This window comes from Mycobacterium sp. E3298 (genome assembly GCF_001666895.1).
Taxonomy (GTDB): Bacteria; Actinomycetota; Actinomycetes; order Mycobacteriales; family Mycobacteriaceae; genus Mycobacterium.
Genome location: NZ_LZJB01000068.1, coordinates 17,776 through 27,833 on the forward strand (window position 1 = coordinate 17,776; position 10,058 = coordinate 27,833).

At 71.6% G+C, this 10,058-nt stretch carries 10 protein-coding genes and 1 pseudogene; 6 read left to right on the forward strand and 5 right to left on the reverse strand.

The window, feature by feature from the left end; genetic code table 11:
• The first annotated feature begins 58 nt into the window (after positions 1-58).
• The 3 genes from rfbD to A9X05_RS02655 are packed head-to-tail and all read left to right on the forward strand — an operon-like array spanning position 59 to position 2,907.
• Positions 59-946: a dTDP-4-dehydrorhamnose reductase gene (gene rfbD, locus A9X05_RS02645; RefSeq protein ID WP_067758982.1), complete on the forward strand. Its 888-nt coding sequence runs from the start codon at positions 59-61 to the stop codon at positions 944-946.
• Positions 939-1,835, forward strand: a complete 897-nt coding sequence (locus A9X05_RS02650) for a glycosyltransferase family 2 protein (RefSeq protein ID WP_067758985.1) — start codon at positions 939-941, stop codon at positions 1,833-1,835. Before rfbD ends, A9X05_RS02650 begins: the two co-directional genes overlap by 8 nt.
• On the forward strand, positions 1,828-2,907 hold the full coding sequence (locus A9X05_RS02655) for a sugar phosphate nucleotidyltransferase (protein WP_067758988.1): 1,080 nt from the start codon (positions 1,828-1,830) through the stop codon (positions 2,905-2,907). Before A9X05_RS02650 ends, A9X05_RS02655 begins: the two co-directional genes overlap by 8 nt.
• A gap of 60 nt (positions 2,908-2,967) precedes the next feature.
• Here the strand turns inward: A9X05_RS02655 and A9X05_RS02660 are convergent, their stop codons facing one another.
• From A9X05_RS02660 to cofD, 4 genes are read right to left on the reverse strand one after another with little or no spacing between them, the layout of a single operon-like run.
• A complete protein-coding gene (locus tag A9X05_RS02660) occupies positions 2,968-3,525 on the reverse strand; it encodes an NUDIX hydrolase (protein WP_197498887.1) in 558 nt (185 codons plus the stop codon).
• Positions 3,522-5,096 carry a class I SAM-dependent methyltransferase gene (locus A9X05_RS02665; RefSeq protein ID WP_067758991.1) on the reverse strand — a complete coding sequence of 525 codons (1,575 nt, stop codon included), beginning with the start codon at positions 5,094-5,096 and terminating at the stop codon, positions 3,522-3,524. Before A9X05_RS02665 ends, A9X05_RS02660 begins: the two co-directional genes overlap by 4 nt.
• 10 nt (positions 5,097-5,106) lie before the next feature.
• Positions 5,107-6,447, reverse strand: a complete 1,341-nt coding sequence (locus A9X05_RS02670; protein ID WP_067779033.1) for a coenzyme F420-0:L-glutamate ligase — start codon at positions 6,445-6,447, stop codon at positions 5,107-5,109.
• Complete coding sequence (cofD, locus tag A9X05_RS02675) at positions 6,444-7,445, reverse strand: 2-phospho-L-lactate transferase (RefSeq protein ID WP_067779036.1); 1,002 nt, start codon at positions 7,443-7,445, stop codon at positions 6,444-6,446. The genes A9X05_RS02670 and cofD overlap by 4 nt, the downstream gene beginning before the upstream one ends.
• 353 nt (positions 7,446-7,798) lie before the next feature.
• Between cofD and A9X05_RS02680 the strand changes: the two genes are divergently transcribed.
• On the forward strand, positions 7,799-8,137 hold the full coding sequence (locus A9X05_RS02680; RefSeq protein ID WP_007168083.1) for a WhiB family transcriptional regulator: 339 nt from the start codon (positions 7,799-7,801) through the stop codon (positions 8,135-8,137).
• A 15-nt stretch (positions 8,138-8,152) separates the two neighbouring features.
• On the opposite strand, the gene A9X05_RS02685 is transcribed toward A9X05_RS02680, so the two are convergent.
• Positions 8,153-8,575, reverse strand: coding sequence for a metallopeptidase family protein (locus A9X05_RS02685; protein ID WP_067758997.1), 423 nt, complete (start codon positions 8,573-8,575; stop codon positions 8,153-8,155).
• 173 nt (positions 8,576-8,748) lie between these two features.
• Between A9X05_RS02685 and A9X05_RS02690 the strand changes: the two genes are divergently transcribed.
• Complete coding sequence (locus A9X05_RS02690) at positions 8,749-9,198, forward strand: DUF3499 domain-containing protein (RefSeq protein ID WP_197498888.1); 450 nt, start codon at positions 8,749-8,751, stop codon at positions 9,196-9,198.
• Positions 9,199-9,320: 122 nt separating this feature from the next.
• Positions 9,321-10,058, forward strand: a pseudogene (gene manB, locus A9X05_RS02695) (phosphomannomutase/phosphoglucomutase); the annotation flags it as partial.

Genomic DNA, 10,058 nt, shown 5'->3' on the forward strand with positions numbered 1-10,058 from the left:
GAACCCCCGCGCGCCCCGGCCGTCGCCCGCGCTTTTGCGCGCATGCCAAACTCAAACCATGTCGAGCAGGATCGTGATCGCCGGTGCCGGGGGCCAACTGGGCCGCTACTTGCGCTCGCTCGCGGCCGGTCAGGGCCGTGACGTGCTGGCCCTCACGTCGTCGGAGTGGGACATCACCGACCCCGCCGCCGCCGAGCGGATCGTCCGCGGTGGCGACGTGGTGATCAACTGCGCGGCGTACACCGACGTCGACGGCGCCGAGAGCGACGAGGCCGGCGCCTACGCCGTCAACTCCACCGGACCGGAGAACATCGCCCGCGCCTGCGCGCGCGTCGGCGCCCGGTTCATCCACGTCTCCACCGACTACGTCTTCAACGGGGACTTCGACGGCGCCGACCCGCGCCCGTATGAGCCCAGCGACCGGACCGCGCCGTCGGGGGTCTACGGGCGCAGCAAGCTCGCCGGGGAGCAGGCCGTGCTGGCGGCGCTTCCCGAGGCCGTCATCGTCCGCACCGCCTGGGTCTACACCGGCGCCGACGGCAAGGACTTCGTCGCCGTCATGCGCCGGCTGGCCGCCGGGGACGGCCCGGTCAACGTGGTCGACGACCAGGTCGGGTCGCCCACCTACGTGGGCGACCTGGCGGAGGCGCTACTGCAGATCGCCGACGACGGCGTGCCCGGGCCGATCCTGCACGCCGCCAACGAGGGCGCGGTGTCCCGCTTCGAGCAGACCCGCGCGATTTTCGAGGCATGCGGCGCCGACCCCGAGCGCGTCCGGCCGGTCAGCACCGCCGAGTTTCCCAGGCCCGCGCCGCGCCCGGCCTACTCCGCGCTGTCGGGCCGCGAGTCCGCCGCGGCGGGCCTGCGGCCGTTACGGCCCTGGCGCCCCGCGCTTGTCGCGGCGCTCGCGGCCGCCGACCGACCGTTACCCTCGACGCGTGACTGACGTCCTGCCGGTCGTGACGGTGACCTACTCACCGGGCCCACACCTCGAGCGCTTCCTGGCCTCGCTGTCGCTGGCCACCGAGCGGCCCGTGTGCGTGCTGATGGCCGACAACGGCTCCACCGACGGGACGCCGGAGGCCGCCGTCGAGCGCTACCCGAACGTTCGGCTGTTCCACACCGGGGCCAACCTCGGGTACGGCACCGCGGTGAACCGGGCGGTCGAACAACTCGACCCGGGCGACGACTGGGTGATCGTGGCAAACCCGGACGTGCAATGGGGTCCGGGCAGCATCGACGCCCTGCTGGACGCCGCGACCCGCTGGCCGCGCGCCGGCGCACTCGGCCCGCTGATTCGCGACCCGGACGGCTCGGTGTACCCGTCGGCGCGGCACCTGCCCAGCCTGGTCCGCGGCGGCATGCACGCGGTCGTCGGCCCGGTCTGGAAGCGCAACCCGTGGTCGGCGGCCTACCGGCAGGAGCGGCTGGAGCCCACCGAACGCCCGGTGGGCTGGTTGTCCGGGTCTTGTCTGCTGGTCCGTCGGTCCGCCTTCGCCCAGGTCGGCGGGTTCGACGAGCGCTACTTCATGTATATGGAAGACGTCGACCTCGGGGACCGGCTCGGCCGGGCCGGCTGGCTGAGCGTCTACGTGCCGTCGGCCGAGGTGTTGCACCACAAGGGCCACTCCACCGGGGACGACCCGGCGAGCCACCTGGCCGCGCATCACGAGAGCACCTACCTGTTCCTGGCCGACCGGCACGCGGGGTGGTGGCGGGCGCCGCTGCGCTGGGTGCTGCGGGGCTCGTTGGCGTTGCGGTCCCGCCTGATGGTGCGCGGCGCGCTGCGGGATCGGAGACGGAAACTGGCGGAAGGGCGGCGCGCAAATGGCTAACCCGCAAGTCGATGCGGTGATTCTGGTCGGCGGCAAGGGCACCCGGCTGCGGCCGCTGACGCTCTCGGCGCCCAAGCCGATGCTGCCCACCGCCGGTCTGCCGTTCCTGACCCACCTCCTGTCGAGGATCGCCGCAGCGGGCATCGAGCACGTCATCCTGAGCACCTCGTACCAGGCCGCGGTGTTCGAGGCGGAGTTCGGCGACGGATCCAAGCTGGGCCTGCAGATCGAATACGTCACCGAGGACAGCCCCCTGGGGACCGGCGGCGGCATCGCCAACGTCGCCGGCCACCTGCGCCACGACACCGTGCTGGTGTTCAACGGCGACGTGCTCTCGGGCTCGGACCTCAACCAGATCATCGACTTCCACCGGGCCCAGCAGTCCGACGTCACGCTGCACCTGGTGCGGGTGGGCGACCCCCGGGCCTTCGGCTGCGTCACCACCGACGAGAACGGCCGGGTCACCGCCTTCGTGGAGAAGACGCAGGACCCGCCGACCGACCAGATCAACGCGGGCACTTACGTGTTCGCCCGCGGCATCATCGACCGGATCCCGCGGGGCCGCGAGGTGTCGGTCGAACGCGAGGTGTTCCCGGCCCTGCTCAAGGACCCGGACGTCAAGGTCTGCGGCTACGTCGACGCCACCTACTGGCGGGACATGGGCACACCGGAGGACTTCGTGCGCGGCTCGGCGGACCTGGTGCGCGGCATCGCGCCGTCACCCGCGCTGCACGGCCACCGCGGCGAGCAGCTGGTGCACGACGGCGCGGCGGTGTCGCCGGGCGCGGTGCTGGTCGGCGGCACCGTCGTCGGGCGGGGCGCCGAGATCGGGCCCGGCGTGCGGCTGGACGGCGCGGTGATCTTCGACGGCGTCAAGGTCGAGGCCGGCAGCGTGATCGAGCGCTCGATCATCGGCTTCGGCGCGCGCATCGGCCCGCGGGCGCTGATCCGCGACGGCGTGATCGGCGACGGCGCCGACATCGGCGCGCGCTGCGAGCTGCTGCGCGGCGCCCGGGTCTGGCCCGGCGTTGCGATTCCCGACGGCGGGATCCGCTACTCGAGCGACGTCTAAGGCGCACGCCCTCTTCCGCCGAGCGTCACGCCAGCGTGGCGCCCGGCGCCGTCGGTCACGCTAGCGTGACCCGCGCGACCGGGTGGTGCCCCGAGCGCGCGCGACCAAATACGCCAGCGCGTGGTCGGTCCCGTCCGGCAGGGCGTCGGCCGGCCACCACCGCAGGTCATCCGACTCGTCGCTGATCGCGATTCGCGCGCCGGCCGGCGCGTGCGCCACGAACTGCAGATCCAGGTGGCGGGTGGGCACGCCCAGCGAGCAGGTGACCGGGTGGACGTGCACCGCGGCCAGCCGGGGTTCGATGCGCAGGCCGTCGACGCCGGACTCCTCGGTGGCCTCGCGCAGGGCGGCGGCGGCGATGTCGCGGTCGTCATCGTCGCAGTGGCCGCCCAGCTGCACCCAGCGGCCCAGCCGCGGATGCAACGTCAGCAGCACGCGGTCGCCGGTGTGGTCGACCACCAGCGCCGACGCCGTGACGTGGCCGGGCACGCACTCGCGGCGGCACGCGTCGGGACGGGCGAGCACGAAGGCAAGCACCGCGTGGCGCAACGAATCCTGCCCGGCGTCGGGCGCCTGCCAGTCGGACAGCAGCGCGATAGCCGACTCCCGGACGCTCACCGGGCGCCCCGCCGCTTCCGGCGATCCCGCAGCGAGGCCCATGCCGCGCGGCACCGCGCCACCACCTCGGGTTGCAGACCCAGGCGGTCGATCAGGACGTGGCGGTCGACGAGGTCCAGCGCCTTGTCGATCTCGTTGGCCTTCAACAGCAGGTCGACGTCGCCGGCCAGCCCCGGGCCGGCCAGCGCCGGTGGGGGAATGGGCAGCTGCTCGGCCTCGCGGGGTTCCAGCTCCAAGATCCCCCCGCCGTAACTGCGGCCGATGATCTCGGCGAAGGCGAACGTCACGCTGTTGTGGAAGGCGGTGGCCAGCGCGGCCGCCTCGACGCCGGGGGAGAGCCGGACCCGGTGCACGGTGTCGGTGCTCGTCGCGTCGGCGGCGTTGACGGTCAGCCGCGGCGCCAGGTGAATCTGTCGCAGCAGGAACAGATCCGGGACCCACGGCGACGGAGTGCTCCACCACGGCTTGCGGATCGAGCATTTGTAGCCCCGGTGCACGCCGGCGGACTCACCGGCCCGGATGTGTGCGATCAGCGCGGGGTCGTCCGGCTCGCGCGGCGCGTCGAGCAGCCAGGTCCGACGCCCGGCCGCGACATCGCCTGCCCGGCAGTCGGTGTCGTAGAACAGCCCGGATAGCTGCGCGCTGCGCGAGACGAGCGGCACGCAGTGGGGCAGCAGCGCGAGTTCGCGGGCCTGCGCGTCGGTGAACGTGAAGAAGCTGTTGCGGCCCGTGACGATGCCGACGTCCACGTCGGCGACCGAGCCGAGGCGGGTCATGGCCGCCGATCCCTTGAGCGTTCGCAGCGCCCGGATCGCGTCAGGGCGCAGAAAGTATTTGGTCCACTTCTCGTTCTCGTGCAGCAGCGCGGGAGCCCAGTCGACGTCCAGGGCCGCGCGCGCGAGCGCGTCGGCGTCGGTGAGGTGCAGGGTGCGGATGCGGGCCGGCCCGGCGCCGGCGACCCCGCAGAACAGCACGACCTCCTGCAGGATGCCGTCGAACACCAAGCGCTCGAACGTCACCAGGGTGATGTCGCTGAACCGGCTCAGCAGGAACTCGCGCAGCTGCGCGGCGTAGGTGACCTGAAGCAATTCGGCCGGCAGCACCAGTCCCACCCGGCCGCCGTCGCGCACCAAGATCGAGCTCGCCACCACGAAGGGGACCCAGGCGTTGGTCAGGCGGCTGGGCCGCAGGCCCGCGCGCCTCATCAGTTCCAGCGCGGGCTCGCGCTGCTCGGCCGCCCAGTTGCCGAACCGGATGTAGGGCGGGTTCCCGGCGACGCCGTCCCAGGCGCCGGGTTCGGTGGTGGCGAGCCAGCCGAACAGGTTCGCGGCGTCGACGGGCGCGAATTGCCTTGCCTTGGCCGCCTCCTCGCCGACGAGTTCGACGCCGCGGGGCCGTCCGCCGAGGGCGGCCAGCTCGCGCAGGATGGCACCGTCGCCGCAGGAGGGTTCGACGATGCGCGGTCCGGCTTCGCGAACCCAGCCGGCCAGGAACCGGGCCACGGGCGCGGGCGTGTAGTAGCCGCCGCGGGCCTTGTCGGCGGACGCCGCCGCCTTGCCCGCGAATCTCATGGGGCCAGTATCACTTGCGGATCAACAAATCCCCGGCGTCCGCGGCGTCGCGCGGGCCGGCGGGTTCCTCGGGGTAACCGATCGCGATTGCGCCCAACGGCTCCCAATCGGCGGGCAATTCGAGTTCGGCGCGCACCAGGTCGGGGGCGAAGATGGTCGAGCCGATCCAGCAGCTGCCCACCCCCCGCACGGCCAGGGCGACGAGCAGGGCCTGCACGGCCGCCCCGACGGCGACGGTGAACATGGTGTGCTCGGCCTCGGTGCGGGCGGCGTCGGGGTAGGTGTGCGCGCCGTCGAGAGCCAGCATCGGGATGACGACCTCGGGTGCGTCGTAGAGGATCTGGCCCCGCGCCACCCGGCGTTCCACCGAGTCGGCGGGCCGGCCGTCGCCGGCGAGGTCGGAGCGCCACTTGTCCTTCATCCGGTCCAGCAGCCGCAGCCGGACGTCGGGAGTCCGCAACCAGACGAACCGGACCGGGCGGGTGTGGTGCGGGGCCGGGGCGGTGAGGGCTTCGGCAACGGCGTCTTCGATCAGCACGGGCGCGACGGGCTCGGCGCTGAACCGGCGCACGGACCGGCGCAGCAGCTGGGCCTGCCGGCGCCCCATGTCGAGGGCCTCGGCGGTGCCGAGCCAGAACAGGTCCTCCTCGCCGGGCCGCAACAGCTGCCGGGCCGTCGAGCCGTCGTCGGCCACCGTGAGGCCGCGCACCACGGCGACCGGCATGGCGGTCAGCTTGCCCTTCACCAGATCGGCCGCGGCCGCGACCTCGTCGGCGACCGCGATCTCGGTGACCACCAGCTCGTTGCCGTGCCGGTCGACGGCCCCCGAATACCCGTGCAGCACAGCCAGACCCGACGAGCCCACCGCGGCGTCGATCTGGCCGTTGCGCCAGGCGCGGCCCATCGTGTCGGTGATGACCACCGCCGCGTCGACGCCCAGCCGCTCGCGCAGCCCGGCCCGCAGCGCCGCGGCGCTGGCGTCGGGGTCGACCGGCAGCAGCGCGAGTTCGTCGCGGCCCACGTTGGATCCGTCCACGCCCGCGGCGGCCTGGATGAGGCCGATGCGGTTCTCGGTGATCAGGGTGCGGCCCTTGCGCGCCAGCACCCGCACGGCCTCGTCGTCGACGAGCTTGCGCCGCAGTTCGTCGCGCTGCTCGGCGTCCTGCGGGGCAGGCACCAGCCGGCCCTCGCACTTGGACACCACCTTGCTGGTCACCACGACGACGTCGCGGTCGCGCAGCCAGGGCGCGGCCGAGGCCAGCGCCGCGCTCAGGTCGTCGCCGGGCCGGAACTCGGGAAGCCCGGTCACGGGCAGGATCTCGATCGCCGCGGCGGCGCCGTGTTCGGTCATGGGGTGACGCCCGCGAGCTCGAGACCGGCCCGCACCATCTCGGCCGTCGCCTTGGGGTCGGTCATCAACAGCGGCACGGCGGTCACCGCGACGCCGTCGATGTCGGCGTGATCGCCCTCGTGCACCAGCCAGCAGTCCAGTATCCCGGTGCCGCCGCGCGCCCCGTAGTGCCGGCCGACCGCCTCCGCGGTGGATTCCACCCCGATCACCGACAGGCACGCATCGGCCATGCCGCGCAAGGGTTTTCCACCGATGATCGGGGAGTAGCCGACGACCGGGGCGGTCGCCGAGCGCAACGCCGCGCGAATCCCGGGGACCGCAAGGATGGCGCCGACGCTGACCACCGGGTTCGACGGCGCCAGCAGGATGGCGTCGGCGTCGGCGATGGCGGCCACCGCTTCACTTGTGGCGGTGGCCTTTTCGGCGCCGACGAAGGCGAAGCTGTGCGTGGGCACCTCGGCCCGGTAGCGCACCCACCACTCCTGGAAGTGGATCGCGCGGCGGGTGCCGTCGTCGGGATCGGTGATCACAGCGTGCGTCTCGCAGCGGTCGTCGCTCGCCGGCAGCAATCGAGCACCGGGTTGCCAGCGGTCGCACAGCGCGGTGGTGATCTGTGACAGCGGGTAGCCGGCGTTGAGCATCTGGGTGCGCACCAGGTGGGTGGCGATATCCCGGTCGCCGAGCCCGAACCAGTCCGGCTGCACGCCGTAGCGCGCCAATTCCTCTTTGGCGTGCCAGGTTTCGTCGCGGTGACCCCACCCGCGCTCCGGGTCTACCCCTCCACCTAAGGTGTACATGCAGGTGTCCAAATCCGGGCAGACCCGCAGTCCATGAATCCAAGCGTCGTCGCCGATGTTGACGATTGCGTTAAGTTCGTGGTTGCCGGTTCCCGCTTCTGGGTGCTGTTGCGTTCCGAACTGACCGAGCCCGAGCAGCTGTTGAATCCCCAGCAGGAATCGGGCGCCGCCAACCCCACCGACCAGAACGGTGACCTTCACGTGGACGACAGTACTGCCCGGCGACCTTGCGGTGGCGGGGCCGTTACGCGGCCCTTAAGCGTAGTCGTGGTCGGTGTGATCGACACGCCGAATGCGCAAAACAACGGAAACGCCGTAATTCGGTCACGAGATGGTATGGAAATGCGCCGTAATGCTTGACCCGGCTGGTCAACCCGTGTCTAATCACAACAGTGTCATTTCCCGGTTGGCCGGCCGGTTCCGGTGTCGCAGACCGAGATTCGATCACTTGTTCGAATTGTCTGTACACATCAGAAATAGTGGGAACCACTCACTCTCTCAATCAAACTGAGGAGGCGGACGACCGTATGTCTTACGAACATCTTCGAGGAGTCATGGCGAGCACGCCGCACACCCCCATCGTCTCGGCGCCGGTCCGACCGGCCCGGCCGCACTTGACCGTGGTTCCTGATGCGCCAGTCGCATTCGAACCCGAGCCGATGCCGGCCCCCGTCGCGGACCAGTGGCAGGACCGGGCGTTGTGCGCCCAAACCGATCCCGAGGCGTTCTTCCCGGAGAAGGGCGGCTCCACCCGCGAGGCCAAGAAGATCTGCCTGGGGTGCGAGGTACGCCACGAGTGCCTGGAGTACGCCCTGGAGCACGACGAGCGCTTCGGCATTTGGGGCGGGCTCTCCGAGCGCGAGCGCCGCCGCCTCAAGCGCGGCATCATCTGACGCCGCGCCGCAACATCATTCGTCGTCGATCGTCGGGTCGATGATCGACGGCTCCACGTCGAGGTAGATGGCCACCTGGGCCACCAATATTTCGTGCAACAAATCACCGAGCTCGACGGTGTCCTTGGCCCGTCGCTCAATCGGCTTGCGGAACAGAACGATTCGCGCCCGCGTGGCGTTGCCGCGGACGTCGACACCGGCCGGGATCAATCGCGCCAGCGGGATCGGCCCGTCGGCGATGACCTCCGGCGGCCACTGCACGCTGTCGGGATCCTTGGCCGCGATGCGGGGAATCTCGTCGACCGCCACGTCGAGATCGGCGAGGCGCGCCTGCCAATTCCGCTCGATGGGTTCGTAGGCCTCCAGCACCGCCATGTCGAATCGCTCGGCCCGGCTGCGCCACCCGGGCACCGTCGGCGGCAGCAGCGGGCCGCGCACATCGCGGCCCCGGCGGGAGGACCGGTGGGAAGCGAATCGGCCCTGGGGCCGATCCCTCCGCGGGAAGCTGCGCGAATCGCCCACGCGCCGATGGTAACGGTTGAACATCGGGGGCCCGCCGGTTGCGCGTGTCCGGCGCTTCACCGGCGTTTGCGCACGATAGCCTTTCGCTCGTGAACGTTCCCCGTCGCTGTTGCCGGCCCGGGTGTCCGCACTACGCCGTGGCGACCTTGACGTTCGTCTACTCGGACTCGACGGCAGTGGTGGGGCCACTCGCGACCGCGCGGGAGCCGCATTCGTGGGACCTGTGCGTCGGCCATGCCGGCCGGATCACCGCACCCCGCGGATGGGATCTCGTGCGCCACGCCGGTCCCCTGCATGCTGAGCCCACGCACCCCGACGAGGACGACCTGGTCGCCCTCGCCGACGCGGTGCGCGAAGGCGGCCAGGTCGAGCGCGCCGTGCCCTATGGCGGCACCGGCACGCCCCTGAACGGCTTCGCGGACCCGCACATTCATCACGGCGGGGCCACCGCGCCAAGCAGCAGTGTGCTGGCGCCACCCGAGCATCGGTCGGGCCGGCGCCGCGGACACCTGCGGGTGTTGCCCGACCCCAAGGACTAGCCGTTCGGGTGTGGCGCGCGGCCCCCGCGCACCGCTGCGGCCCGTGTTTCCCTGGGGCCGATAGGCTGACGGCCAAGAGGCGAAGGAACGCGAACCCTTTCAAGGCGTCAGGAGGCCCCCGCATGTCTCGGCTCGCCGCGACCGTGCACCGCGTCGTCAAGGCTTACGACGTGCGGGGGTTGGTCGGCGAAGAACTCGACGAGCCGCTGGTCACCGCCTTGGGCGCGGCGTTCGCCGAGCTGATGCGCGACGAGGGCGCCCGGCAGGTGGTGATCGGTTACGACATGCGGGACAGTTCGCCCACGCTGGCCGCGGCCTTCGCTTCCGGTGTGACGGGCCAGGGCCTGGACGTGGTCCGCATCGGTCTCGCCTCCACGGATCAGCTCTACTTCGCCTCCGGATTGCTGGACTGCCCGGGCGCGATGTTCACCGCGAGCCACAACCCGGCGGCCTACAACGGCATCAAGTTGTGCCGGGCGGCCGCGAAGCCGGTCGGCGCCGACAGCGGCCTGCGCACCGTCAGCGAGTCCGTGATCGCCGGGGTCGAGCGCTATGACGGACAGCCCGGAACCGTGAGCGACCGCGACGTGCTGGACGACTACGGGAAGTTTCTGCGCTCGCTGGTCAGCACCTCGGGGCTGCGCCCCCTGCGGGTGGCGGTGGACGCGGGCAACGGCATGGCCGGCCTCACCGCGCCCGCGGTGCTCGGGGCGATCGACTCGATCACGTTGCTGCCGTTGTACTTCGAGCTCGACGGCTCGTTCCCCAATCACGAGGCCAACCCGCTCGACCCGGCCAACCTGGTGGACCTGCAGGCCTACGTCCGCGAGACGGGCGCCGATATCGGTTTGGCCTTCGAC